This window comes from Mesorhizobium sp. WSM4833 (genome assembly GCF_055811095.1).
Window position 1 is genome coordinate 147,306 of the sequence record NZ_JBVVQG010000006.1, and the last position, 25,531, is coordinate 172,836.

27 protein-coding genes and 1 pseudogene are annotated in these 25,531 nt (G+C 63.1%); 26 read left to right on the forward strand and 2 right to left on the reverse strand.

What is annotated here, in order from left to right; genetic code table 11:
• The first annotated feature begins 121 nt into the window (after nucleotides 1–121).
• The 15 genes and pseudogenes from AC0L2D_RS13720 to AC0L2D_RS13790 all read left to right on the forward strand — a co-directional run bounded on the left by AC0L2D_RS13720 (nucleotide 122) and on the right by AC0L2D_RS13790 (nucleotide 13,295).
• Nucleotides 122–1,165, forward strand: a complete 1,044-nt coding sequence (locus AC0L2D_RS13720) for an enoyl-CoA hydratase/isomerase family protein (protein WP_013532256.1) — start codon at nucleotides 122–124, stop codon at nucleotides 1,163–1,165.
• The gene (locus AC0L2D_RS13725; RefSeq protein WP_013532255.1) at nucleotides 1,162–1,584 is read left to right on the forward strand and encodes a DUF6163 family protein; all 423 of its coding nucleotides are present in this window, start codon (nucleotides 1,162–1,164) and stop codon (nucleotides 1,582–1,584) included. The genes AC0L2D_RS13720 and AC0L2D_RS13725 overlap by 4 nt, the downstream gene beginning before the upstream one ends.
• A gap of 238 nt (nucleotides 1,585–1,822) precedes the next feature.
• Nucleotides 1,823–2,338 carry a transcriptional regulator LdtR gene (gene ldtR / locus AC0L2D_RS13730; protein WP_008875359.1) on the forward strand — a complete coding sequence of 172 codons (516 nt, stop codon included), beginning with the start codon at nucleotides 1,823–1,825 and terminating at the stop codon, nucleotides 2,336–2,338.
• A gap of 421 nt (nucleotides 2,339–2,759) precedes the next feature.
• Nucleotides 2,760–4,013, forward strand: coding sequence for a L,D-transpeptidase family protein (locus AC0L2D_RS13735; protein WP_127366821.1), 1,254 nt, complete (start codon nucleotides 2,760–2,762; stop codon nucleotides 4,011–4,013).
• A gap of 142 nt (nucleotides 4,014–4,155) precedes the next feature.
• Nucleotides 4,156–5,801: pseudogene (locus AC0L2D_RS13740) on the forward strand (Na+/H+ antiporter).
• 173 nt (nucleotides 5,802–5,974) lie between these two features.
• On the forward strand, nucleotides 5,975–7,288 hold the full coding sequence (gene glyA / locus AC0L2D_RS13745; RefSeq protein ID WP_473541338.1) for a serine hydroxymethyltransferase: 1,314 nt from the start codon (nucleotides 5,975–5,977) through the stop codon (nucleotides 7,286–7,288).
• Between the two features lie 76 nt (nucleotides 7,289–7,364).
• Nucleotides 7,365–8,030 carry a hypothetical protein gene (locus tag AC0L2D_RS13750; protein WP_024504683.1) on the forward strand — a complete coding sequence of 222 codons (666 nt, stop codon included), beginning with the start codon at nucleotides 7,365–7,367 and terminating at the stop codon, nucleotides 8,028–8,030.
• A gap of 157 nt (nucleotides 8,031–8,187) precedes the next feature.
• Nucleotides 8,188–8,667, forward strand: a complete 480-nt coding sequence (gene nrdR, locus AC0L2D_RS13755; protein ID WP_013532250.1) for a transcriptional regulator NrdR — start codon at nucleotides 8,188–8,190, stop codon at nucleotides 8,665–8,667.
• Between the two features lie 2 nt (nucleotides 8,668–8,669).
• Complete coding sequence (gene ribD, locus AC0L2D_RS13760; RefSeq protein ID WP_473541339.1) at nucleotides 8,670–9,785, forward strand: bifunctional diaminohydroxyphosphoribosylaminopyrimidine deaminase/5-amino-6-(5-phosphoribosylamino)uracil reductase RibD; 1,116 nt, start codon at nucleotides 8,670–8,672, stop codon at nucleotides 9,783–9,785.
• Between the two features lie 12 nt (nucleotides 9,786–9,797).
• A complete protein-coding gene (locus AC0L2D_RS13765; protein ID WP_013532248.1) occupies nucleotides 9,798–10,415 on the forward strand; it encodes a riboflavin synthase in 618 nt (205 codons plus the stop codon).
• A 63-nt stretch (nucleotides 10,416–10,478) separates the two neighbouring features.
• Nucleotides 10,479–10,739: a CopG family ribbon-helix-helix protein gene (locus tag AC0L2D_RS13770; RefSeq protein WP_013532247.1), complete on the forward strand. Its 261-nt coding sequence runs from the start codon at nucleotides 10,479–10,481 to the stop codon at nucleotides 10,737–10,739.
• Entirely contained in the window at nucleotides 10,739–11,014 is a 276-nt protein-coding gene (locus AC0L2D_RS13775; RefSeq protein WP_473541340.1) for a type II toxin-antitoxin system RelE/ParE family toxin, read from the forward strand. The genes AC0L2D_RS13770 and AC0L2D_RS13775 overlap by 1 nt, the downstream gene beginning before the upstream one ends.
• Before the next feature lie 81 nt (nucleotides 11,015–11,095).
• Nucleotides 11,096–11,590 (forward strand): 6,7-dimethyl-8-ribityllumazine synthase, encoded by a 495-nt coding sequence (gene ribH, locus AC0L2D_RS13780; protein WP_013532245.1) that lies wholly within the window; start codon nucleotides 11,096–11,098, stop codon nucleotides 11,588–11,590.
• A complete protein-coding gene (nusB, locus tag AC0L2D_RS13785; RefSeq protein ID WP_013532244.1) occupies nucleotides 11,587–12,087 on the forward strand; it encodes a transcription antitermination factor NusB in 501 nt (166 codons plus the stop codon). Before ribH ends, nusB begins: the two co-directional genes overlap by 4 nt.
• Entirely contained in the window at nucleotides 12,084–13,295 is a 1,212-nt protein-coding gene (locus AC0L2D_RS13790; RefSeq protein ID WP_024504678.1) for an MFS transporter, read from the forward strand. Before nusB ends, AC0L2D_RS13790 begins: the two co-directional genes overlap by 4 nt.
• Before the next feature lie 8 nt (nucleotides 13,296–13,303).
• Here AC0L2D_RS13790 and AC0L2D_RS13795 read toward each other — a convergent pair whose 3' ends face one another.
• Nucleotides 13,304–13,876: an NADPH-dependent FMN reductase gene (locus tag AC0L2D_RS13795; RefSeq protein WP_013532242.1), complete on the reverse strand. Its 573-nt coding sequence runs from the start codon at nucleotides 13,874–13,876 to the stop codon at nucleotides 13,304–13,306.
• 204 nt (nucleotides 13,877–14,080) lie between these two features.
• Between AC0L2D_RS13795 and osmF the strand changes: the two genes are divergently transcribed.
• From osmF to AC0L2D_RS13820, 5 genes are all read left to right on the forward strand, one after another.
• Complete coding sequence (osmF, locus tag AC0L2D_RS13800) at nucleotides 14,081–14,992, forward strand: glycine betaine ABC transporter substrate-binding protein OsmF (RefSeq protein ID WP_013532241.1); 912 nt, start codon at nucleotides 14,081–14,083, stop codon at nucleotides 14,990–14,992.
• 55 nt (nucleotides 14,993–15,047) lie between these two features.
• Entirely contained in the window at nucleotides 15,048–16,211 is a 1,164-nt protein-coding gene (locus AC0L2D_RS13805) for an ABC transporter permease (protein ID WP_473541341.1), read from the forward strand.
• The gene (locus AC0L2D_RS13810) at nucleotides 16,208–17,146 is read left to right on the forward strand and encodes an ABC transporter ATP-binding protein (protein ID WP_013532239.1); all 939 of its coding nucleotides are present in this window, start codon (nucleotides 16,208–16,210) and stop codon (nucleotides 17,144–17,146) included. Before AC0L2D_RS13805 ends, AC0L2D_RS13810 begins: the two co-directional genes overlap by 4 nt.
• Nucleotides 17,143–17,892 (forward strand): ABC transporter permease, encoded by a 750-nt coding sequence (locus tag AC0L2D_RS13815; protein WP_473541342.1) that lies wholly within the window; start codon nucleotides 17,143–17,145, stop codon nucleotides 17,890–17,892. The genes AC0L2D_RS13810 and AC0L2D_RS13815 overlap by 4 nt, the downstream gene beginning before the upstream one ends.
• Nucleotides 17,893–18,131: 239 nt before the next feature.
• Nucleotides 18,132–20,273 (forward strand): sodium-translocating pyrophosphatase, encoded by a 2,142-nt coding sequence (locus tag AC0L2D_RS13820; protein ID WP_473541343.1) that lies wholly within the window; start codon nucleotides 18,132–18,134, stop codon nucleotides 20,271–20,273.
• 272 nt (nucleotides 20,274–20,545) lie between these two features.
• On the opposite strand, the gene AC0L2D_RS13825 is transcribed toward AC0L2D_RS13820, so the two are convergent.
• Nucleotides 20,546–21,058 (reverse strand): outer membrane protein assembly factor BamE, encoded by a 513-nt coding sequence (locus AC0L2D_RS13825; RefSeq protein ID WP_013532236.1) that lies wholly within the window; start codon nucleotides 21,056–21,058, stop codon nucleotides 20,546–20,548.
• 114 nt (nucleotides 21,059–21,172) lie between these two features.
• Here AC0L2D_RS13825 and AC0L2D_RS13830 point away from each other — a divergent pair, with 114 nt between their 5' ends.
• The 6 genes from AC0L2D_RS13830 to AC0L2D_RS13855 all read left to right on the forward strand — a co-directional run bounded on the left by AC0L2D_RS13830 (nucleotide 21,173) and on the right by AC0L2D_RS13855 (nucleotide 25,522).
• Nucleotides 21,173–21,721 (forward strand): ubiquinol-cytochrome C chaperone family protein, encoded by a 549-nt coding sequence (locus AC0L2D_RS13830; protein ID WP_063167769.1) that lies wholly within the window; start codon nucleotides 21,173–21,175, stop codon nucleotides 21,719–21,721.
• Nucleotides 21,718–22,266, forward strand: a complete 549-nt coding sequence (locus AC0L2D_RS13835) for a YceD family protein (protein ID WP_027162417.1) — start codon at nucleotides 21,718–21,720, stop codon at nucleotides 22,264–22,266. Before AC0L2D_RS13830 ends, AC0L2D_RS13835 begins: the two co-directional genes overlap by 4 nt.
• A 112-nt stretch (nucleotides 22,267–22,378) precedes the next feature.
• A complete protein-coding gene (plsX, locus tag AC0L2D_RS13840; RefSeq protein WP_024504675.1) occupies nucleotides 22,379–23,449 on the forward strand; it encodes a phosphate acyltransferase PlsX in 1,071 nt (356 codons plus the stop codon).
• A gap of 9 nt (nucleotides 23,450–23,458) precedes the next feature.
• Nucleotides 23,459–24,430 (forward strand): beta-ketoacyl-ACP synthase III, encoded by a 972-nt coding sequence (locus AC0L2D_RS13845; RefSeq protein ID WP_473541344.1) that lies wholly within the window; start codon nucleotides 23,459–23,461, stop codon nucleotides 24,428–24,430.
• A 103-nt stretch (nucleotides 24,431–24,533) separates the two neighbouring features.
• Nucleotides 24,534–24,857, forward strand: coding sequence for an integration host factor subunit alpha (locus AC0L2D_RS13850; RefSeq protein ID WP_013532231.1), 324 nt, complete (start codon nucleotides 24,534–24,536; stop codon nucleotides 24,855–24,857).
• Between the two features lie 125 nt (nucleotides 24,858–24,982).
• Nucleotides 24,983–25,522 carry a MerR family transcriptional regulator gene (locus AC0L2D_RS13855; protein ID WP_063167770.1) on the forward strand — a complete coding sequence of 180 codons (540 nt, stop codon included), beginning with the start codon at nucleotides 24,983–24,985 and terminating at the stop codon, nucleotides 25,520–25,522.
• Nucleotides 25,523–25,531 lie beyond the last annotated feature (9 nt).

Here is a 25,531-nt window from a genome sequence, read left to right on the forward strand (position 1 = left end):
CATTTTTAGCACTGGCTCCTGGTCCGGGCCAGAGCTTGCACCGGTGTCCTCGCCATTGACGCACCCATGCGCCACGCTTTAGCACTTCAGTCCCGGCGGCCGGGAGAGGGATTCTTTCACGATGGATTTTGGCGGAGGCGACGAGATCCGCTTCGAACATCTGGGCCGGGCCGGCGTCGTCACCTTGACGCGGCCGCAGGCGCTCAATGCCTTGACGCACCGCATGATCGGGGCGCTCGATGCCGCTCTTTCCGCCTGGGAGGCCGACCAGGGCATCGACGTCATCGTCGTCAAGGCAGAGGGCAGGGCCTTTTCGGCCGGCGGCGATATCCTGCATGTCTATGAGACAGGCCGGGCGGGAAAACCGCCGGTCGAGTTCTTCGCCGACGAATACCGGCTCAACGCCCGCATCAACAGCTACAAGAAGCCCTATGTCGCCCTGATCGACGGTATCGTCATGGGTGGCGGCGTCGGCATCTCCTTCCACGGCTCGCACCGGGTGATGACCGAGAATGCCCAGTTTGCCATGCCGGAAGTCGGCATCGGCTTCTTTCCGGATGTTGGCGCCAGCCACCTGCTGCCCGATCTCGGCGGCTCCTTCGGCATGTATCTGGCGCTGACCGGCAATCGCATTCGATATGGCGATGCGCTGTGGTCTGGGCTGGCCACCCATACCATCAAGGCCGAGGACCAGGCTGGCTTCCTCGACCGGCTGGCGTTGACCGGCGATCCGGAATCGGTGCTGCGCGGCTTCTTCGTGCAGGCAAGGCGAGAAACCGACAGGCCGACGCTGGAGGCGATTGTCCGTCATTTTTCGCAACCGTCCCTGAACCGCGTCATCGACAGCCTCGAGCGTGCGGCCGCCGCCGATGAGTTCGCGGCAAAGACGCTGGCGACGATCCGCACCCGCTCGCCGACCAGCCTGCGCGTCGCCTGGCGGCAGATCAGCGCCGGACTGACGCTGTCCATGGAAGCCTGCATGAAGATGGAGTTCCGCATCCTCAACCGGATGCTCGCCGGCCATGATTTCTACGAAGGCATCCGCGCTGCCATCATCGACAAGGGCTCGAAGCCGCAATGGCGGCCGGCAAGCCTCGCTGCGGTCAGCGAAGCGGATGTCGATGCCTATTTCGCTCCGCTCGGCGAACGGGAACTCCTGATATGAGCGAGGTGACCTCAAGGCGCATCGTTCTGCAGCCCTCCGGGGTGGAGGTGATCTTCGCCTGGTTCCAGCGCGTCATATCGGGCTACTGCCTGCTGTTCGGCATTCTCTACTGGATCAAGCTGATCGGCTTTTATCCGGGCACACTGTGGCGTTTCGACCTGATGCCCGTGCACTGGCAGGTCGCGGCGGTGGTGCTCGCCGTGTTCTTTCCCTTTGCCGCTGCCGGCCTGTGGATGCTGGCGTCCTGGGGCCCGGTGATATGGTTCATTTGCGCGGTGACCGAGACGGTCATGTACGCCGGCTTTCCCGAGTTGTTCGGCCACCGCTTGCTGATTGTCGTCTCGCATGCGGCGGTGGCGGTGCTCTATATCGTCTTTCGTGTCGTCATCTACCTGCAGAAGCGCCCGGTCCGCCACTAAGCCGTTGAACCCATTGGCGGCCCGGCTGTCGCCTCGAATGAGCCCTGCAATCGTTGCCGAAATCTTTAGGTTAATTATTCTTGCTCGGGTGACCGTTCGTTAAGCCTCTTCCGAAACCTCTTACCGGTAAGCTCTTGTTAGCCCTAGCGTTTAAGTCGAATTTTATGAGTATTCGATAGTGTCGCGATCAAGGTGAAAAACAAAAAATCACCAGGGCGACAAACGAGAGGCAAAGACAATGATCAATTCGCGTCCGGCGGCGAAGACCGCCAACGTATCCGACGATCGCCGTGAGGCTATCCGTTCCCTGTACATGGAATCGCTGCAGCTTGTTGAGCGGCTGCACCGCCGCCTGCTTGATGTGATCAAGGACGAATTCGACCGCAACGGCCGTTCCGACATCAATGCCATCCAGGCACTGCTGCTGTTCAACATCGGCAATTCCGAACTGACCGCCGGCGAGCTGCGCTCGCGTGGCTACTATCTCGGCTCGAACGTCTCCTACAATCTGAAGAAGCTGGTCGATCTCGGCTTCATCAACCATCAGCGCTCGCGCATCGACCGCCGTTCGGTCCGTGTCTCGCTGACGCCGAAGGGCAATGAGGTGGCCGAGGTCGTCGCCGGCCTCTATGAGCGTCATGTCGGCTCGATCGAACAGGTCGGCGGCATCAACACCGACGAGTTCAAGCAGATGAACCGCGCTTTGCAGCGGCTCGACCGCTTCTGGAACGACACCATCGCCTACCGGATGTAAGACATCCGCCGCATCGGATCCGGCCCGCGTCACAGAAGCGCGGCCGAAATATCGACCTTCAGTCAGGGCCGGTGCCGAGAGGCATCGGCCTTTCTTTGATTTGGCTGGTCATTGCACCGCGTGGTCGATCGCCGATCGATACCCAAAAAGCACGGTCCGTTCTTTTCGGAATGCTGGCCGGTCGGATTTGGCCGCTAGGCCACGTTGCCGCCATATTCCAATGGAACCGAGAGTGGCAGTGATGCTGTGGTGAAGACCATGCGTTCACCCGCAGCCCGTATCGCGCCTGTGCATTGTCACACCAAGCTGATACGGACCATGGTTGGCTAATTGTTAAGATTGCCAATTTTACAGTGCGGGCGAGATCGCCCGGTGATCAACGCAGCAAGTGATCGAACTGCTACCAATGTCTGGAACGTCCATGAAAACCAGCCGTCGTTTTTTCCTGTCCGGAGCCTCCGCGCTCGCAGCCGCGGTGGTCGCCGGCGGCGCCAATGCGCAGGATGTGATCGGTGATATCCTGAAATCCTCGGCGCGCGGCAATTGGGACGACCAGTTCGACGCCCGCGCCAGCGAGGGTGGCAAGGTGGCCTCGACGCTGCCGATCTTCAGCCCGCAGACCGTCGCCTTCACGGAACAGGCGGTCGGGCAATACCAGAACATTGTCGGGCAGGGTGGCTGGGTCGAGGTTCCCGCGACCAAGAAACTGCAGCTCGGCGTCGATGATCCCGATGTGGTGCCATTGCGCAAGCGCCTGATGGTCGCGGGCGACCTGTCGCAGAGCGCCGGCATTTCGACAGCTTTCGATTCCTATGTCGACTCGGCAGTCAAGCGCTTCCAACTGCGTCACGGCCTGCCGGCTGATGGCTCGATGGGCAAATACACCTATGCGGCGATGAACGTTTCGGCGCAGATCCGGCTTGGCCAGTTGCAGACCAATCTGCAGCGGCTGCGCGAGAAGGCCGGCACGCTGGGCAGCCGCTACGTGCTGGTCGACATTCCGGCAGCCCAGGTCGAAGCGGTCGAGAACGACCGCGTCGTGCTTCGCCACACCGCGATCGTCGGCAAGATCGATCGCCAGACGCCGATCGTCAATTCCAAGATCACTGAGATCATCGTCAATCCATACTGGAACGCGCCGGTCTCGATCGTGCGCAAGGACATCATTCCGCTGATGCGGAAAAATCCCGATTATCTCAAGAACAGCCACATCCGCCTGTTCGCGCCCGATGGCAGCGAAGTCGATCCGATGAATGTCGACTGGTCGACCGACGACGCCGCCAAGTACCGGTTCCGCCAGGATCCCGGCTCGGAAAACGCCATGGCTTCGGTGAAGATCAATTTCCCGAGCCCTGACGGCGTCTACATGCACGACACGCCGCAGCAGAGCCTGTTCGGCAAGATGCTGCGTTTCGATTCCTCGGGCTGCGTGCGCGTGCAGAATGTGCGCGACCTCGTCACCTGGATCCTGCGCGACACGCCCGGCTGGGACCGCCAGCATTTCGAGGCGGCGATCAAGACCGGTGAAAACACGCCGATCCAGGTCACCAATCCGGTGCCGGTCCACTTCCTCTATCTCTCGGCCTGGTCGACCGGTCCGGGCGTGGTGCAGTTCCGCGACGACGTCTACGCGCTTGATGGCAACAACGAGCTGCAGATCACGTCCGCGCTGTAAGCATTTGATTTCTATTTAAAAGGGCCGCCTCTCAGGGCGGCCTTTTTTCATTGATTGGGTGTCGCGGCGTTTTTCACGGGACGGGCGGCTGGACGGATCGGCCGGCTTTGCGCATGGTCGGCGGAAAGCCTGGAACCGGACCATGGAAGTCGCCGTCTTCATTCTGGTCGTGCTCGTCTTCGTGGCGCTTTCCGGCGCTCTGGTTCGCCTGGTACGGGTGCCGTTGCCGGTGCTGCAGATTGCGATCGGTGCCGCGCTTGCGTGGCCGGTGCGCGGCATCCATGTCGAGATCAATCCGGAGCTGTTCCTGCTGGTGTTCATTCCGCCGCTGCTGTTCGGCGATGCCTATGGCGCACCGAAGCGTGAACTGATGGCGCTGCGCGGACCGATCCTGGATCTGGCCATAGGGCTGGTCTTCTTCACCATCGTCGGCTTCGGCTACGCCTTGCATTGGCTAGTGCCGAGCATCCCTCTGGTGGTCGCTTTTGCGCTTGCCGCGGTGCTGTCGCCGACCGACGCGGTGGCCGTGTCCTCGATCGTCGACAGGAATGTCGTCCCGGCGCGGCTGATGCACATTCTCGAAGGCGAGTCGCTGCTCAACGACGCTTCAGGCCTCGTCATGTTCCGCTTCGCCGTCGCAGCAGTGCTGACCGGCAGCTTTTCCCTTGCCGCGGCTTCGCTCAGTTTTCTCTATGCCGTGGCGATTGGCATCCTGATCGGCGTCGCGGCACTGTTCGTTGCCGCCAAGCTGCTGCAATTGCTCAACCGGATCGGCGGCGTGCCGGCCGAAGCGCAGGTGCTGGTGATGGTTCTGCTGCCCTTCATCGCCTATCTCGGCGCCGAGCATGTCGGAGCGTCCGGTATTCTGGCGGCTGTTACCGCCGGCCTGCTCACCGGCGGCTCCGGCGTGTTTCGCTTCCTCGGCGTCTCGGCCCGCATGCAGACGATGTCGCTGTGGACGACGCTTTCCTTCGTTTTCAACGGTGCTCTCTTCATCGTGCTCGGCCTGCAGCTTCCCGACATCATCCGCCATGTGCCGCCGGAACTCATGAGCCTGCACCCGATTATCCAGCCGATCGCGACCGTCGTGGCGCTGACGCTGTGCCTGATCGCGTTGCGCTTCCTGTGGATATGGGTAGGCGATCTCGCAGCCGGCATCGCCGCACGTCTGGGCAAGCGCAAGGTGGAGCCGTTCGGGTTGCGCGTGCGGCTCGCCGGTTCGGTGGCCGGCGTGCGCGGCGCCATCACGCTGGCCGGCATATTGTCGCTGCCGCTCGCCATGCCGGACGGCTCGCCGTTCCCGGCACGCGATCTGGTCATTTTCCTGGCCGCCGGCGTCATCATCTGTTCGCTGGTCTTCGCCAGTCTCGCTCTGCCGACGATCGCCAGGGGGCTGGTCGAGCCGGGTGAGGATGCCGGCGCCGCCGAGGAGCGGCTGGCGCGTGTCGGCGCCGCCAAGGCGGCAATCGCGCGCATCGAGAGCATCGCCGGAGCCGCAGATGATGAGGGAGGCGAGGTGCCCGGCGCCAGGCTTGCCGCCGCCGATAGCATCGTCGCCGGCTACCGGCGCCGCATCGCCGCCTCGGACGAAGCCGATGAGGCCCGCGCCGAGGCGCGTGAAGCCGGAAGGCTGGAGCTCGAATGAGATTTGCGGGCATCGAAGCCGAGCGCGAAGCCGTGCGCGCCATGTTTCGCAGCGGCGAGATCAACGACCATACGTCGCAGGCGCTGTTTACCGAGATCACGCTCACCGAGGCATTGCTGAGGGGCCGGAAGGCGAGGAAATAACGACGCGCGGGCCTGGCTGGCGCAATCCGGCCAGCAAATTTCGCGTGGCAAACGTGGCGGGGCGAAAACAACTGTGTTAATGGCGCCGCGTGCAGGTTGCCCAAAAGTGTACAGCGGTTTGGGCAACGACATGCATAAACAAAATTGCCCCCGAACCCCGAGGATTTCAGGCTATGGCAACAGCAGCGGCAGTGTCGAACAAATTCGAATCCTTCTTCGAAACCACGCTGGCCGACGCCGATCCGGAGATTTTCGGCGCCATCCGCAACGAACTCGGCCGCCAGCGCCACGAGATCGAGCTGATCGCCTCGGAAAACATTGTTTCCCGCGCGGTGCTTGAGGCGCAGGGCTCGATCATGACCAACAAATATGCCGAGGGCTATCCGGGCAAGCGCTACTACGGCGGCTGCCAGTTTGTCGACGTGGCCGAGGAACTGGCCATCGAGCGCGCCAAGAAGCTGTTCGGCTGCAACTTCGCCAATGTCCAGCCGAATTCCGGCAGCCAGATGAACCAGGCCGTCTTCCTGGCGCTCTTGCAGCCGGGCGACACGTTCATGGGCCTCGACCTCAATTCCGGCGGCCATCTGACCCACGGTTCGCCGGTCAACATGAGCGGTAAATGGTTCAAGGTCGTCTCCTATGGCGTGCGCCAGGACGACCATCTGCTCGACATGGATGCCATCGAGAAGACCGCGCATGAAACCAAGCCGAAGCTGATCCTGGCCGGCGGCACCGCCTATTCCCGCGTCTGGGACTGGAAGCGTTTCCGCGAGATCGCCGACGCGGTCGGCGCCTATCTGATGGTCGACATGGCGCACATCGCCGGGCTGGTCGCCGGCGGCGTGCATCCGTCGCCGCTGCCGCATGCCCACATCGTGACGACCACGACGCACAAGTCGCTGCGCGGCCCGCGCGGCGGCATGATCCTGTGCAATGACGAGGACATCGCCAAGAAGATGAATTCGGCGGTGTTCCCCGGCCTGCAGGGCGGCCCGCTCATGCATGTCATCGCCGCCAAGGCGGTTGCCTTCGGCGAAGCGCTGAAGCCGAGCTTCAAGGTCTATGCCGAGAGCGTCGCCGCCAACGCCAAGGCGCTCGCCTCCAGCCTCAAGGAAACCGGTCTCGACATCGTCTCCGGCGGCACAGACAACCATCTGATGCTGGTCGATTTGCGTCCGAAGAACGCCACCGGCAAGCGCGCCGAGGCGGCGCTGGGCCGCGCCAACATCACGTGCAACAAGAACGGTATTCCGTTCGACCCGGAAAAGCCTTTTGTCACCTCGGGCGTGCGTCTCGGCACCCCGGCCGGCACCACGCGCGGCTTCGGCCAGGCCGAATTCCGGGAGATCGGCAAGCTGATCGCCGAAGTGCTGGATGGTCTCAAGGTCGCCAATTCCGACGAGGGCAATGCCGCCGTCGAAGCAGCGGTCAAGGCCAAGGTCGTGGCGCTGACCGATCGCTTCCCGCTCTATCCCTATCTCGGCTGACGCGATAGGAAGTTTTGCGGCCTGCTGCAACGACAAGCGTCGTTTCAGCAGGCCGGGGCGACCGACAGGAGCCTTGATGATGCGACCATTTCGTTTCGCCGACCTTGGCGCCGTTGGCGCTCTGGCTGCTTTGATCGCCGGGCCTTTCCCCGGCAACGCCTTGGCGCAAACCGCCCCTGCTCAAGCCGCGCCCGCGCAACCCGCTCCTGCGCAACCCGCACCTCAGCCCGAGCCCGCGGCGCCCGCCCAGACGGCACCCAAGCTCGAAACCTTTGGCAGATGGTCGACCCTGGTCGACGAGGTCGACACCGGTGAGGATCTGCGCAAGACCTGCGCGGCCTCGACCGCCTTTATCGGCGCTGGCGGCGAGAGCGGCGTTCTGACGCTCATCATCACGAACGGCGATGCACTGCCGCCGGATGCCTACCCGTCCGTAACGATCGCCGTCGACAACAAGGCCTTGCCGGCCGGCAAGTCGGTTGCCGCCACTTTCGGCGACGACAAGGGCCGCGTCACTGCCAAGCTCCATTCCGATGGCGCCGTCAACGGCCGGCTCAGTTGGACCGTCGACAACCAGTCCAAGACCAGCCTGGCGCTCCTGCGCGCCATGCGCCGGGCATCGGTGCTTGACGTCTCCTTCGGCGATGCGCCGGTTGGAAGCATATCCATGGACGGCTTCACCAAGGCCTATCGTAGTCTCGGCGCATCGTGCGGGTTTCCGACCGCCGACGTTGCTCCCTGAAGACATCGGTACGCTGTGCGGCTGCTGGCGAGGCTGGCAATCCTGCTTGCGCCTCGCTATCTCTGAAGGGCGAGGGAGCTGTTGGCGACACTTTGCCATCGCTGCAAAAACCTCTAAGCCTTTCGCTTCACCAGATTCGCCAACCAAAGGCTTCTCCATGCGCTGTCCCTATTGCCAGTCGGAAGATACGCAGGTGAAGGATTCGCGCCCCGCCGAGGATGGCGCGGCGATCCGCAGGCGGCGCGTCTGCCCCGATTGCGGCGGCCGTTTCACCACCTTCGAACGCGTGCAGTTGCGCGACCTCGTCGTGGTCAAGAAATCGGGCCGCAAAGTGCCCTTCGACCGCGACAAGCTGTTGCGCTCGGTGGAGATCGCCGTGCGCAAGCGCAATGTCGATCCCGAACGCATCGACCGCGCGGTGACAGGCATCGTGCGCCAGCTCGAAAGTTCCGGCGAGACGGAGGTTGCTTCGGGAGAAGTCGGTCGCCTGGTCATGGAAGCGCTGAAGTCGCTCGACGATGTCGCCTATGTCCGTTTCGCCTCGGTCTACCGCAATTTTCGCGAGGCCAAGGATTTCCATGAATTGCTGGGCGAGCTCAAGGGCGACGAAGTCAAGGGTGAAGAGGAAGCCAGCTGAGCATGACTGCAAGCGAACAGGCCGCCCTTGATCGCCGCTTCATGGCAGCGGCACTCAGACTGTCGCGAAAAAATGCCGGGCGCACCGCGACCAACCCGTCTGTCGGTACGCTGATCGTGCGCGATGACGGCAATGGTCCGATGATCGTCGGCACCGGCGTCACCGCTGTCGGCGGCCGTCCGCATGCCGAGACCGAGGCCTTGGCCGAGGCCGGCGACCTCGCGCGCGGCGCCACCGCCTACGTCACGCTGGAACCTTGCGCCCACCACGGCCGCACGCCGCCTTGCGCCAATGCGCTGGTCAATGCCGGCGTTGCGCGGGTCGTCGGTGCCGCCAGCGATCCCGATTCGCGCGTGTCCGGCAAGGGTTATGCGATCCTGCGCGCGGCCGGTGTCGAGGTGGTCGAGAAGGTGCTGGCGGCGGAAGCTGCCGAGCAGATGGCCGGCTATTTGATTCGATCGTTGAGAAAACGCCCGGAAGTTATTCTCAAGCTTGCGCTTTCCAGCGACGGCAAGATCGGCAGGGAAGGTGACGGGCAGGTGTCGATCACCGGCGATATCGCGCGCCGAGAAGTGTATCTGATGCGGGCTGAGGCGGACGCCATACTGGTTGGTATCGGCACCGCCCTTGAGGATGATCCGGCCCTGACGGTGCGTTTGCCGGGGCTTGAGAACCGTTCGCCTGCCCGCATCGTGCTCGACCGCCAGCTCAGGTTGCCGGAGGCCTCGAAGCTGGTTTCGGGCGTCGACCGGGTACCGCTCTATATCGCCGCCTGCCTGGAGGCCGATCCGCTGCGGCGGGCAGCACTCGAACGCGCCGGCGTGCGCTTCATCGGCACCGAGACGCACGAGGGCGGCGTAGCCTTGCCGGAACTACTCGAGGATCTGGCCGCGCTCGGCATGGCCAGCGTGCTGGTCGAGGGCGGCGCCAGGGTGGCGAGCGCTTTCCTGGCCGACGGGCTGGTCGACCGCATCGTGCTGTTCCAGGGACCGGATGCAATCGGCGACGACGGCATTGCATCGCCGATCGACGCCGACCATATCCCGGCAGGATTTCGCAAATTGCGCGACATGCGCTTTGGCGAAGACAGCTACGCCGAGTGGATAAGAGACCTTTAGGGATCAACACCGATGTTTACCGGAATTGTCACCGATGTCGGCACTGTCGCGTCCGTCAAGCCGCTCAGGGAAGGGGTGGGGCTGCGCATCGACACAGCCTATGACCCGCAGACCATCGCCATCGGCGCCTCGATCTCCTGCGGCGGCGTCTGCCTGACAGTCACGGCCTTGCCCGACAGCGTTTCGAATGCGCGCTGGTTCGAGGTTGAAGCATGGGAGGAAGCCTTGCGGCTGACCACGGCCTCGGGCTGGAAATCCGGCACCAAAGTCAATCTGGAGCGGGCGCTGAAGATCGGCGACGAACTCGGCGGCCACATCGTTTCGGGCCATGTCGACGGCATGGCCGAGATCATCGAGCGCAAGGATGAGGGCGATGCCGTGCGCTTCACGCTGGAGGCGCCGCGCGACCTGGCGAAGTTCATTGCGCCCAAGGGATCGGTCGCGCTCGACGGCACCTCGCTCACCGTCAACAAGGTCGAAGGCGCGCGCTTCGACGTGCTTTTGATCCACCACTCGCTGACCGTGACCACCTGGGGCGAGCGCAAGGTCGGCGACCGCGTCAATCTCGAGATCGACACCATGGCGCGTTATGCGGCGCGGCTGGTCGAGGCGACGAAAGAGGGGCTTTAAGTGCTGCTGGCCTCGACTTAATCAGTTTTAATCGCTATGATTAGATCTGATTGTGAGGCTCTGATGGATACAAAAGTAATCACCGCTCACGTTCCGCTGCCGCTGGCTGAAAAGGTAGATCAACTGGCTGCCCGCCTTGAGCGCCCACGCGGCTGGATCGTCAAACAAGCTCTTTCCGCGTGGGTGGATTTGGAGGAGGAGCGCCGACGGCTCACGCTTGAAGCAATGGCCGATGTCGACGCAGGACGGGTCATCGATCACCAGGCCGTGCAGGCGTGGGCTGAGAGTCTTGGTACCGACAAGCCACTGCCGGTGCCTCGTTGATGAAGTTGAAATGGACCAACAAGGCTTTGTCCGACTTGGTCCGGCTACATGATTTTCTCGTGCTAGCAAATGGCCCGGCGGCCGCACGTGCCGTGCAGTCGCTTACTGCCGCGCCGGCACGGTTGGTCGAATATCCGCGCATCGGTGAGAGACTGGAAGAGTTCGAACCACGAGAAGTGCGTCGCATTTTGGTAGGCAGCTACGAAATTCGTTACGAGATACAGAACACGACAATTTCTGTGTTGCGCCTGTGGCATACGCGAGAGGATCGATAGGACAGGAGTCCATCCAGCAATCTTCCGCTTGCGATGAACCCGGCTTCGGCCTAAGTCACCGGCAACTCCCCGGAGACTTTTATGGCTGGTACATCCCAACACGGCAAAGCCTTCATTCGTCCGAAGGCGAAGGCGCATCTGCTCATTGTCGAAGCGCGCTTTCATGACGACCTTGCCGATGCGCTGCTCGACGGCGCGACAAGCGCGCTCGATGAAGCGGGCGCGACTTACGACGTCGTCACCGTTCCAGGTTCACTCGAGATCCCCGCGGTGATCACCTTTGCACTGGACGGCGCGACGGAAGGCGGCACACATTATGATGGCTTTGTCGCGCTCGGCACCGTCGTCCGCGGCGACACCTATCATTTCGACATTGTCGCCAATGAATCCAGCCGCGCGCTCATGGATTTGAGCGTGCAGGACTCGGTCTGCATCGGCAACGGCATCCTCACCACCGAGAATGACGCCCAGGCCTGGACTCGCGCCAAGCGCTCGGAAGGCGACAAGGGCGGCTTTGCCGCGCGTGCGGCGCTGACCATGATTGCCCTCAAGGAACAATTGGGAGCGCGATCGTGAGCGAACCCGCTTCGCCCGGGCAGCCCGCGATGCGCCACGCCAACAAGCGCGGCGCTGCCCGTCTGGCCGCCGTGCAGGCGCTCTATCAGATGGATGTCGCCGGCAGCGGTGTCTTCGAGATCACCGCCGAGTACGAGGCGTTTCGCCTTGGCAAGGAAGTCGACGGCGCGCTCTATCGCGAGGCCGATGCGCAATGGTTTCGCGCTATCCTGGCGGGTGTCGTCGAGAACCAGAAGACCATCGATCCGATCATCCGCCAGGCGCTGACCGAGGACTGGCCGCTGTCGCGGCTCGATTCGACGCTGCGCGCCATCCTGCGCGCCGGCGTCTACGAACTGATGAAGCGCGAGGATGTCCCGGTCGCCGTCATCGTCTCCGAATATGTCGACATCGCCAAGGCCTTCTACGAGGAAGACGAGCCGAAGCTGGTCAATGCCGTGCTCGACCGTGTGTCACGCCGGGTGCGTGGCGAGGGGCGCGGCAAGGACGCATCATGACGGCAATCGCCGTCGAGGCAGGCAGCGAGGCGCGCCGCACGGCGCTGATCCTGGCCGCATCGCAGGCGATCATCGGCTCGGCGGCCCCCATCGCCATCTCCGTGGGCGCGCTGGCCGGGCAATATCTGCTTGGCCCCGACAAATCATTGGCGACAGCGCCGATCACCGGCTTCAACATCGGCGTGGCGCTCGGCGCGCTGCCCGCAGCGGCCATCATCCGCAGAATGGGCCAGCGCGGCGGCTTCATGACCGGAACGATCGTCACGGCGCTTGGCGGCCTCGTCGCCACGCTTGCGCTGTTTCAAGGGAGCTTCTGGCTGTTTGCCTTTGGCTTGCTCACGATCGGTGTCGGCGGCGCCTTCGTCCAGCAGTTCCGCTTCGCCGCCGCTGACAACGCACCGCCGGAATTCAAGGCGCGCGCCATCTCCTTCGTGCTGGCCGGCGGCATCGTCACCGCTATCCTCGGGCCGCAGATTGTCATCTTCACCCGCGAATCGCTGGCGCCGGTCATGTTTGCCGGTTCGTTCGTGTCCATCCTGCCGCTGGCCGCCGTCGGCGCCATCATCCTGTCGTTCCTGCGGCTGCCGGCGAAAGCATCCGGCAAGGTGGAGATCGCCGACAGTGACGCCAGACCACTGGCTGAAATCGTCACGCAGCCGCGTTTCGTCGCCGCGCTTTTCTGTGCGGTCGGCAGCTACGCGCTGATGAGCTTCGTCATGACGGGCGCACCGCTGGCCATGGTCGGCTGCGGACTGTCGGAGACCGACGCGACGCTGGGCATCTCCTGGCACGTCATGGCGATGTTTGCGCCAAGCTTCTTCACCGGCTCGCTGATCCATCGCTTCGGCGCCGAACGCATTGTGACCACCGGCCTGATCCTGCTCATCGGCTGCGCCATTGTCGCTCTGTCGGGCCTGGCGCTGTGGCAGTTCTGGACGTCGCTGATCCTGCTGGGCCTTGGTTGGAACTTCGGCTTCATTGGCGCGACCGCAATGGTGGCCTCCACCTACCGGCCGTCGGAAAAGGGCAAGGTGCAAGGCTTCCACGACTTCGTCCTGTTCGGCTCCGTCGCCTGCGCCTCACTGATGTCGGGCATGGTCTACAACGCCTGGGGCTGGGAGATGCTGAACTGGATAGTCTTTCCGGTCACCGTCCTGTGCTTCGTGGCGCTGGGCGCGCTGAAGGTGACGAGCGCGCGCCCGGCTTGACGCCAAACCTATGCGTCCGGCGGCAACACCTGAAGCACCCTCGCTATGAACATATGGAATTCAGCCATGTAGTTGCGCAGGAAGTCCTCGGTGGATTCGACCGTCACTTCGCCGTCGTCCGTTATCAGTCCCGGCGTGAACTGGATATAGGCTTCCGGCGCATTCATCTGGGGTGAGTTGCAGAAGCTCAGAACGCTGCGCAGGCTTTGTTGGGCGACAGCGGTTGCGATGGCGCCCGGCGATGTTCCGATGACGGCGGACGGTTTGCGCGCGAATGAATTCTTTCCATAGGGGCGGCTCGCCCAGTCGATCGCGTTCTTTAATCCGCCAGGGATCGAGCGGTTGTACTCCGGGGTAACGAACAGGACGGCCTGAACGGACGCGATCGCCTTTTTGAAATCCCGGGCGACCGGCGGGAAATCCGCATCATAATCGTAGCTGTAAAGAGGCAGATCCCTGAAGGCGATTTCCGTCATTTCAAGTTCCGGAGGAGCCAGTTGAACGAGCGCCTTCGCGAGCTTGCGGTTGATGGATTCCCGGGCAAGACTTCCGATGAGGTAGCCGACTTTGTGTATGGCCATGACACGCTCTCCGTGTTTGCCACCCGCACTCTATGGCATTATCCGCCAGATGGCAGCAGATCGCCAGCGTCGCCTCAAAATCGGCCTTCCGAACAAAAATATTGCGCTGATCCCCCTTGTTATGAAACCGTGTGCCCCGACTGGCCGTTGAAGCCATGCTCATATGCGGTCATCGCGTTTCGGTTCATAGCTAGGGGTTCCACAATGTTTTCAGTCAAGTTTCTGGCCGGCGCGGCATTGGCGCTCGGCATCACGGTGGCTTCCGCCAATGCCCAGGTGGTTGTCTCTTCGAAGATCGACACCGAGGGCGGCGTGCTCGGCAACATCATCCAGCTCGTCCTCAACGCCAACAACATCAAGACATCGGACCGCATCCAGCTCGGCGGCACGCCGGTGGTGCGCAAGGCGATCACCGCTGGCGAGATCGACATCTATCCCGAATACACCGGCAACGCCGCCTTCTTCTTCGAGAAGGCCGACGACCCGGTCTGGAAGGATGCCGCCAAGGCCTATGAAACGGCCAAGAAGCTCGACTACGACGCCAACAAGATCGTCTGGCTGTCGCCGTCGCCCGCAAACAACACCTGGGCGATTGCGCTGCGCAAGGAAGTCGCCGAGACCAACAAGCTCGCCACGCTCACCGACTTCGGCAAATATGTCGCGGGCGGCGGTCAGGTGGTGCTGGCGGCTTCCGCCGAGTTCGTCAATTCGGCGGCTGCACTGCCGGCCTTCCAGACCACCTATGGCTTCACGCTGAAGCCGGACCAACTGATCACTCTCTCAGGCGGCGACACCGCGGCAACCATCGCCGCGGCCGCCAACCAGACCAACGGCGCCAATGCGGCCATGGTCTACGGCACCGATGGCGGCATCGCACCGTCCGGGCTCGTCGTGCTCGACGACGACAAGGGCGTGCAGCCGGTCTACCAGCCGGCGCCGATCATCCGCGAAGCGGTGCTGAAGCAACATCCCGAGATCGAGACGCTGCTGAAGCCGGTCTTCGCCAAGCTCGACCTCGTCACGCTGCAGGAGCTGAATGGTCGCGTGCAGGTCGGCGGCGAGCCGGTCAAGGGCGTCGCCGAGGACTTTTTGAAGAAGAACGGCTTCCTGAAGTAGGACGATTCCGGCGCGCCGCTTTCGTGGCGCGCCGGATCGACTGACGGGGGAGGGCGTGAACATCCGCTTCGACAAGCTCGGCGTGGTCATCGCCGCTATATCAGCCTACGCGGCTTTTGCCGCGCCCTTTGCCACGTTCCGTGCCAACCGCATCGTCCCCGGCCAGGCGCGCTCAATTCTCGAGGCGCTGCCGGCAACCACCGGGACGCTGCTGCTCGTCATGATCGTCGCCGCAGCACTCATCGCGCTGTTCAAGACACCGCTTTCGCTGCGCCTTGCCGCCGGCGTGGTGGCGCTTGCCGCGCTCGCGGTGCTGATCGGCGTCGCCGGAACATTCCTCACGCCGGAGGGCAACACCTTTGCGAGAGTTTCGCCAGCCTCCGGTTTCTGGATTCTGATCTTTGCCTTCACGCTTTTGCTCGCCGATGTGCTGACACGGCTGGACCTGTCGCCATTGGCACGAGTTGGCGTGCTTGCGGTCTCGGCTTTGGCGATCGGGCTGCTGTTGATTTCGGGAAGCTGGGACAATCTGTCGATCCTGAAGGAATATTTCAACCGCGCCGACAGTTTCTGGGCGGAGGGCTCCAAGCATGTAACGCTGGCGCTAGGGTCGCTGCTTGCGGCAGTGGTCGTCGGCCTGCCGGTCGGTATTCTCTGCCATCGCGTCGAGAATCTGCGCGCCGGCCTTCTCAACGTGCTCAACATCATCCAGACCATTCCCTCGATCGCGCTGTTCGGCCTGCTGATCGCGCCGCTCGGCTGGGTGGCCACGCATGTGCCGGGGGCTGCCGCGCTCGGCATTCGCGGCATCGGCACAGCCCCCGCCTTCGTCGCGCTGTTCCTTTATTCCCTGCTGCCGGTGGTGGCCAACACCGTGGTCGGTCTCGCTGGCGTGCCGCGCGCCGCCAACGACGCGGCACGCGGCATGGGCATGACCGAACGCCAGCGCCTGTTCGGCGTCGAGTTTCCACTGGCCTTTCCAGTGATCCTGACCGGCATCCGCATCGTCTTGGTGCAGAACATCGGCCTCGCCACCATTGCCGCGCTGATCGGCGGCGGCGGTTTCGGCGTATTCGTCTTCCAGGGTGTGGGCCAGACGGCGATGGACCTTGTGCTGCTCGGCGCGGTGCCAACGGTCGCGCTCGCCTTTGCCGCCGCCATCATCCTCGATGCGGTGATCGAAATGACCGCCACCAGGCGCAGGGTTGAAACGGCATGATCGAGATCGAAGGCATTACCAAGCGCTATGACGCGACGACCGTGGTCGATGACGTGTCGATGGTCATCGAGCCGCGCACCATAGCCGTCATTGTCGGCACGTCCGGTTCCGGCAAGACGACGTTGCTGCGCATGATCAACCGGCTGGTCGAACCGACCTCGGGCATCATCAAGCTCGACGGCGCCGACAATCGTTCGCTGCCCGGCTATGAGCTGCGCCGCAGCATCGGCTACGCCATCCAGGGCCACGGCCTGTTCCCGCATCGCACGGTGGCGCAGAACATTGCCACCGTGCCGGTGCTGCTCGGTTGGGACAAGGACCGCATCAAGGCCCGGGTCGATGAACTGATGACGCTCTATCAGCTTGACCCCGAAGCCTTCGGGCCGCGCTACCCGCACGAACTGTCCGGCGGCCAGCAACAGCGCGTCGGCGTTGCCCGCGCGCTCGCCGCCGAGCCCAACGTGCTGTTGATGGACGAACCGTTCGGCGCCCTCGACCCGATCATCCGCAACAAGGCGCAGGAGGATCTGCTGGCGATCCAGAAGCGCTTCGGCACCACCATCATCCTGGTCACCCACGACATGGAAGAGGCCGTGCATATGGGCGACAAGATCGCGGTCATGGATGCCGGCAAGCTGGTGCAATACGCCAAGCCCGCCGAGATCCTGGCAAAGCCGGCAAGCGCCTTCGTCGAGACCCTGGTCGGCGCCAGCGAAAGGCCGTTCCGGTTGCTGTCGCTCGGCCGGGTCCGCGATGCCGTGGAGAAGGGCTCCGCCGAAGGCGAGGCGATCCCCGGCGACGCCAGCCAGCGTGACGCGCTGGCCGAATTGTTGTGGACGGGCCGGCCGGCGCTGCCGGTCAAAGGCGCCGATGGCAAGCCGCTTGGCCGCGTCACCGTCGACGGGCTGGTGAAGCGCGCGGCGAGGCCGGCATGAAGGCCTGGCTTCCATCGCTGCTCAGACTTGCCCTGGTGATGCTGCTCGTTGCCTTCGTCACCAATCCCGGCTGGTTCGTGCCGCTGCTGAAGCCGCTGACCGAAAACAATGCGCCGGTGATCTACAACCAGGGCAGCCTGCTGACGCTGACATTGCTGCATTTGCGCACGGTTCTGATCGCCACCGTGGCAGCAACCATCGTTGCGGTGGCGCTTGCCATCCTGGTCACCAGGCCCGCCGGCGCCGAATTCCTGCCGCTATCGCGCAGCCTGGTCAACATCGGCCAGACCTTTCCGCCCGTGGCGGTGCTGGCACTCGCCGTGCCGGCCGTCGGCTTCGGCGAGAAGCCGACACTGATCGCGCTGTTTCTCTACGGTCTGCTGCCGATCTTCGAGAACGCGCTGACCGGCCTGACGACGCTACCTGCCAATGTCGTCGAGGCGGCGCGCGGCGCCGGCATGACCGGTTGGCAAAGGCTCACCAAGGTCGAGCTGCCGCTCAGCGCCCCGATCATTCTCGGCGGCATCAGGCTGTCGGTGGTGATCAGCCTTGCCACCGCGACCATCGGTTCGACCGTGGCAGCCAAAACGCTGGGCGAAGTGATCATCGCCGGGTTGTTGTCCAACAATCTCGCCTTCATCCTGCAGGGCGGCCTGATCGTGGCAGCCCTTGCCGGGCTGATCTATGACGGCCTGTCGGCCATAGAGCGCTACACGGCGCGCCGGATGGGCCGGGAGGCAGAGTAGCCACGCCCTGCGTCAGGGCTAATTTCAATCGATCTAATTGCAGGGTGCTGACGGCAGCCGCCGCCTGGTCCCAACCATTTGGGCGAAAGCCGGGCAAAAACCGAACAATATCTTGACGTTCGCAGCCCTGTTTCGCATACACCGCTGCGAAGAGGCGGATTCCGTGCTCGGAATCCGGTCTTTGTCTCAACGGCCCAGGGAGGGGTTCTTTTGGGCCATCACTCGAGGAAAATCCGGCAATGACAATTATTTCCGCCGTCATCGCCTGCGGCCTGCTTTCAATCCTTTACGCCATCTGGGCGACACGTTCGGTCCTTGCGGCCGATCAGGGCAATGCACGCATGCAGGAAATCTCCGCGGCTATCCGCGAGGGCGCACAAGCCTATCTGGCGCGTCAGTACACCACCATCGCCATCGTTGGCGTCGTCGTCCTCGTGCTCGCCTGGTGGTTGCTGTCCATCACCGCCGCGATCGGCTTCCTGATCGGAGCGGTGCTTTCAGGCGCCGCCGGCTTCATCGGCATGCATGTCTCCGTTCGCGCCAACGTTCGCACGGCGCAGGCCGCATCGAACAGCCTCGCTGCCGGCCTCGACATCGCGTTCAAATCGGGCGCCATCACCGGCATGCTGGTTGCTGGCCTCGCCTTGCTCGGCGTGTCGATCTACTACTTCATCCTGACCCACTTCATGGGCCTCCAGCCCAATGACCGCATCGTCATCGACTCGCTGGTCTCGCTCGGCTTCGGCGCATCGCTGATCTCGATCTTCGCTCGTCTCGGCGGCGGCATCTTCACCAAAGGCGCCGACGTCGGTGGCGATCTCGTCGGCAAGGTCGAAGCCGGTATTCCCGAAGACGATCCGCGCAACCCGGCCACGATCGCCGACAATGTCGGCGACAATGTCGGCGACTGCGCCGGCATGGCCGCTGACCTGTTCGAAACCTATGCGGTGACTGTCGTCGCCACCATGGTTCTGGCTGCCATCTTCTTTGGCGGCACCGCCGTGTTGGGTGCGGCCATGCTTTATCCGCTCGCCATCTGCGGCGCCTGCATCCTGACCTCGATCGTCGGCACCTTCTTCGTCAAGCTCGGTTCCAACGGCTCGATCATGGGCGCACTCTACAAGGGCCTGATCGTCACTGGCCTGCTGTCCATCGTCGGCCTCGGCGTCGCCACCCAGGTGACGCTCGGCTGGGGTGAGGTCGGCACGGTCGCCGGCATGGTCATCACCGGCAAGAACCTGTTCATCTGCGGCCTGATCGGCCTCGTGGTGACCGGTCTCATCGTGGTCATCACCGAATACTACACCGGCACCAACAAGCGCCCGGTCAATTCCATCGCCCAGGCGTCGGTCACCGGTCACGGCACCAACGTCATCCAGGGCCTCGCGGTCTCGCTGGAATCGACGGCGCTGCCGGCGATCGTCATCGTCGGCGGCATCATCTCGACCTATCAGCTTGCCGGCCTCTTCGGTACGGCGATCGCGGTCACGACGATGCTCGGCCTTGCCGGCATGATCGTTGCGCTCGATGCCTTCGGCCCGGTCACCGACAATGCCGGCGGCATCGCCGAAATGGCCGGCCTGCCCAAGGAGGTGCGCCACTCCACCGACGCGCTCGACGCGGTCGGCAACACCACCAAGGCGGTGACCAAGGGCTACGCCATCGGCTCCGCTGGTCTCGGCGCATTGGTGCTGTTTGCCGCGTACTCGAACGACCTGAAGTTCTTCGCCGCCAATGGCGACAAATATCCCTACTTCCAGGGCATGGGCGAGATCTCCTTCGATCTCTCCAACCCATACGTCGTCGCCGGCCTGATCTTCGGCGGGCTGATCCCGTATCTGTTCGGCGGCATCGCCATGACGGCCGTCGGCCGTGCGGCGGGCGCCATCGTCGAGGAGGTGCGCAAGCAGTTCCGCGAGGATCCGGGCATCATGGCCGGCACCTCGAAGCCGAACTACGCCCGCGCGGTCGACCTTCTGACCAAGGCGGCGATCAGGGAAATGATCATCCCGTCGCTGCTGCCGGTGCTGGCGCCGCTCGTGGTCTATTTCGGCGTGCTGCTGATCTCTGGCTCGAAGGCGTCCGCCTTTGCAGCGCTGGGTGCCTCGCTGCTCGGCGTCATCGTCAATGGCCTGTTCGTCGCCATCTCGATGACCTCGGGCGGCGGCGCCTGGGACAACGCCAAGAAGTCCTTCGAAGACGGCTTTGTCGACAAGGACGGCGTCAAGCATCTCAAGGGTTCCGAGGCGCACAAGGCTTCGGTGACCGGCGACACGGTCGGCGATCCCTACAAGGACACCGCTGGCCCCGCCGTCAACCCGGCGATCAAGATCACCAACATCGTCGCGCTCCTGCTGCTGGCCGTGCTCGCGCACGGCTGATCTAGGCTTCAGCCCGAAACAACCCGCGGGAGCGATCCCGCGGGTTGTTTCTTGAGCAATGCCATGTCGACGCGTCAACAAGCCGATCTCTTGCATGCGATAAATGCGCCGGTATCTCATCTACCGGCTTGGGTTTCGACGGCTTAAGCATCGCCGGCAAACATACGGGGATCTTGCCCTGATCGAGGCCACAACAAAAACCCGCAGGATCGCTCCCGCGGGTTTTTGGTCGCCTGAGATGATGAGGCTCCCGGAATGGAAGCCGAAAGGAATTAGGCGCCGCCGCCCGGAATGCTAGGTGCCAGTTTGCTGGCACCGTTGATGATCTGGCTGAGGAAGTTCTGGTCCTTGCCGCCGGTCGGTGTGGTGCGTGAGATGAAGTCGAACATCTTGCCGTCCTTCATCCCGTAATTGGCGATCTGGGTGACGCGGCCATCGGCGCCGAAATAGACCGCCAGCACATGCTGGTCGATGAGCCGTGGCTTGTCGAAGGCGACGTAGCGCTTGCGCGTCTGCGAAATGTAATAGAAGGCCTCGTTGTCGAAGGTCGCGGTCGTCGACGGCGTGCCGAGCGCCAGAAGCACCTGCTCGCGGCTCGAACCGACCGGCACCAGGTCGATTGCCTGCTGGTCTATGACGTAACCTTGCGTCAGCGTCTCACTCGGGCTGAGGTCGCCGATCATCTTGGAGGTGTGGCAGGCCGATAATGCCGAAACGATCATCAGCAGCGAGATCGCGCCGGCGGGCCTGGACGAGAAGGTCGACTTGAAATTCAGCGCGCGCAACAACAACTCCATTAGCTGGCCGCAACTTGCGCTGGGCCGCGAAACCGGTAAACCAGCTTGCTTGCCGATGCAACAAGCCCACTTCAACAAACGGTCCCCAGGAGACCATCCCCAATGTTCCAGCGCTTTTTTGGCCGCGAACGCTACGCCAACCGCGCTATCACCGAGGCGCTTTACGCACAAATCGTGGCGGCGGCGCGGCAGACGGTGTTTTATTCCCACTGGAATGTGCCAGACACGCCGCTTGGCCGTTTCGAGATGCTGTCGCTGCACATGTTCCTGTTCCAGCACAGGTTGCGCGGTGAGAGCGGTGCGGCGCAAGAGGTCGCCCAGGTGCTGATCGACGAGTTCTTCCTCGACGTCGACCATTCGTTGCGGGAATTGGGCATTGGCGACGTTGGCGTGCCCAAACGCATGAAAAAGCTGGCAAAGATGTTTTATGGCCGAACCGCTGCCTATGACGATGCCCTGGAAAGAAACGACCATGAAGCGCTGACCGCGGCTCTTGCCCGCAATGTCCGGCCCGACGCGGGCGCCTGGCTGGAGGCATCGCTGCTGGCCAACTATGTTACCGACGCGCGCAATCATCTGGCCGCGCAGACATCCGAATCGATTGTCTCCGGCACGCTGACCTTTCCCGCCGCCAAGGAGGTTGAACAATGAAGCATGTGGACCCGCAAAGCCCGGTCTCCTTCCGTGCAAACATCACGCGCCTGCCGCAAAAGGGCCTGCCGCTGGTTATCGAAGCCGATGCCGCACAGCGTGCGGCACTGGCCGAGGAGCACGGGTTGATTTCGGTCGAATCCTATCGCGCCGAGCTTCTGGTCGCGTCGTGGAAGCGCAATGGCGTGAAGATAAGCGGTCGTGTCGAAGCCGACATCACCCAGGCCTGCATCGTCACGCTCGAGCCTGTCGAAGCGCATATCGACGAACCGGTCGAAGCGCTGCTGCTGCCCGAGGATTCCAAGCTTGGACGGCAGGGTTTCGATGGTGGCGGCGAGATCCTGCTCGACGCGGAAGGCCCTGACAGTCCAGAGACATTTTCCGGTGACACGATCGATGTCGGGGCACTCGCCGAACAGTATTTCGGGCTCGCCATCGACCCCTATCCGCGTAAGCAGGGCGCATCGCTCAACGCCGGCAGCGAGACCGAACCGGCGGAGAATGAATTTCAGCAAAAACTGCGATCCTTGCTGGGAAAATCCTGAAAAGCTCGCCCGCGACGGAAAAGTCGGTTGTGTGGCAGCCCAAAACCGTTATTTTCGCCGAACCTTCGCGGTCGCTAAACGACCTGCCGCCTAACCGTGAGACAAATACCGCGTGATCAGGATTTCCATCGATGCCATGGGCGGCGATCACGGACCAGCCGTGGTCATTCCAGCGCTCATGACGGTCGCGACCCGTCGTCCCGACATCCGCTTCGTCATCTTCGGGCGTGAGGAGGTCGTGCGCCCGGAGCTCGCCAAATTTCCCAAGCTTGCCGAGATCAGCGAATTCTTCCATTGCGAAATTGCGGTCAGGATGGACGACAAGCCGAGCCAGGCGCTGCGCCACGGCCGCTGGAAGTCATCGATGTGGAAGGCCGTCGAAGCGGTCAAGGCCGGCACGGCCGACGCCTGCATTTCCGCGGGCAACACCGGTGCGCTGATGGCGATGTCGAAATTCTGCCTGCGCACCATGGCCACCATCGATCGCCCGGCGATCGCAGCCCTTTGGCCGACATTGCGCGGCGAAAGCGTGGTGCTGGATGTCGGCGCGACCATTGGGGCCGATGCGCAACAGCTCATCGATTTTGCCATTCTCGGCACCGGCATGGCGCGCTCGGTCTTCGGCATAGCCCGGCCCAGCGTCGGCCTGCTCAATGTCGGCGTCGAGGAGATCAAAGGCCAGGAAGAGGTCAAGGAGGCGGGGCGCATGCTGCGCGAAGCCAACATGGCCTCGATGAACTATCACGGTTTCGTCGAGGGCGACGATATCGGCAAGGGCACGGTCGACGTTGTGGTGACCGAGGGCTTCGCCGGCAACATCGCTCTGAAGACCGCGGAAGGCACGGCGCGCCAGATAGCGGGTTATCTGCGCGCCGCGATGAGCCGCACCCTGATGGCCAGGATCGGCTACGTCTTCGCTAAGGGCGCCTTCAACCGCTTGCGCGAAAAGATGGATGTCGGCCGCTCCAATGGCGGCGTTTTCCTGGGGCTGAGCGGGATCGTCGTCAAAAGCCATGGCGGTGCTGATTCTGACGGGTTCGCCGCCGCGATCGAACTCGGCTATGACATGGTCCGCAACAACCTCCTCGACCGTATCGAGGCCGATCTGGACCTGTTTCATGCGCGCAACCCGCGCGCCCTGTCATCTAGGAAATCCGACGTCGTCACCGACGCAAAGGAATAGGAAAGAACTTTGATCAGATCAGTCGTGCGCGGCACGGGCGCCGCGCTGCCCCGCCGAATCATGAAGAATGCCGATTTCGAAGGCATGGTCGAGACCTCCGACGAGTGGATCGCCCAGCGCACCGGCATTCGCCAGCGCCATATCGCGGGCGATGACGAGACGACGGCTTCGCTGGGGGAAGCGGCGGCACGTGCCGCATTTGCCAATGCGGGTCTCACGCCCGCCGACATCGATCTGATCGTGCTGGCGACCTCGACGCCCAACAACACGTTTCCGGCCACCGCCGTCGAGATCCAGAACCGGCTCGGTATGCATCACGGCTTTGCCTTCGACATGCAGGCGGTCTGTTCGGGTTTCGTCTATGCCGTGACCACCGCCGATCTCTACATCCGCGGCGGCTTGGCCAAGCGTGTCCTGGTGATCGGGTCCGAAACATTCTCGCGCATTCTCGACTGGAGCGATCGCTCGACCTGTGTGCTGTTCGGCGACGGCGCCGGTGCCATGATCCTGGAAGCGGGCGAGGGCGCGGGCACGATCGCCGACCATGGCGTTCTGGCGGCCAGCCTGCGCTCCGACGGCACGCACAAGGACAAGCTTTTTGTCGATGGCGGGCCGTCGACGACGGGTACGGTCGGCCATCTCCGGATGGAGGGCCGCGAAGTCTTCAAGCACGCGGTCGGCATGATCACCGACGTCATCGAGGCGACGTTCGCGCAAGCCGGTATCTCAGCCGAGGATCTCGACTGGTTCGTGCCGCACCAGGCCAATAAACGAATTATTGACGCTTCCGCCAAGAAGCTCGGGATAGCTGAGCAAAAGGTGGTGGTTACGGTCGATTTGCACGGTAACACCTCGGCTGCTTCCGTGCCGTTGGCGCTGTCGGTGGCCGTTGCCGACGGCCGCATCAAGAAGGGCGATCTCGTCCTCCTGGAAGCGATGGGTGGCGGCTTCACCTGGGGCGCTGTCCTGGTTCGCTGGTAAGTGCCGAACGGTCCAGTTTCGGTCCTTGACCTTGACGGATCAATTACTTAGGCTCTGCCGTTGTTGTGCCGAATTTTATGTTTTGAGCTGATGGGACGGTCGCATGGGGGGAAAGACACTTACGCGCGCCGACCTTGCCGAGGCAGTTTACCGGAAGGTCGGCCTGTCGCGCACTGAATCGGCCGAACTCGTCGAAGCGGTGCTGGATGAAATCTGCGAAGCCATCGTGCGCGGCGAAACGGTGAAGCTGTCGTCCTTCGCGACATTCCACGTCCGCTCCAAGAACGAGCGTATCGGCCGCAATCCCAAGACCGGCGAGGAAGTGCCGATCCTGCCGCGTCGGGTGATGACCTTCAAGTCGTCCAACGTGCTGAAGAGCCGTATCTTGCGCTCCCATCAGAGCGGCAAGGCCAAAAGCGGCAAGTAATCCTACAGCGCGGTTGAAAACCGCCGCCGCCATGACGCCGGGCTTGAATATTGCTTCATAAACCGCTGAAATAAGCCCCGATTCGGCAGCTAGGCCGGATCATCGTCCAGCGTGAGGATTCGCCCATGGACAAGAGCCCCGACGCCTTTCGTACCATCAGCGAGGTCGCCGAAGATCTCGATTTGCCGCAGCATGTGCTGCGCTTCTGGGAAACGCGTTTCAACCAGATCAAGCCGATGAAGCGCGGCGGCGGCCGTCGTTACTACCGGCCGCAGGATGTCGAGCTGATCAAGGGCATCCGTCACATGCTCTACGACCAGGGCTACACCATCAAGGGCGTGCAGAAGCTGTTGCGCGAGAACGGCAACCATTTCCTGGTTGCCATCGGCAATGGCGACATGGCCGCCGTCGAGGCGATCTCGCAGCGAAGGCAGGCTGACCAGGTGCCGCTGACGCCGGCGGCCCAGCCGCGCAGCATGGACGACGAACTGGTCGGCCAGCCGCGCGTCAAACCCAGCCGTCGCTTTTTCGGCCTGGGCAAGAGCGACGAGGACGGTCCGGTGCAGCCGGATGCATCGAAACTCTCGCGCGACAACAGGGCCTTGCTGCAGGAGGCGCTGTTCGACCTCCTGGAATGCAAGCGCCTGCTTGATCAGGTGCGCTGACCGCAGCCC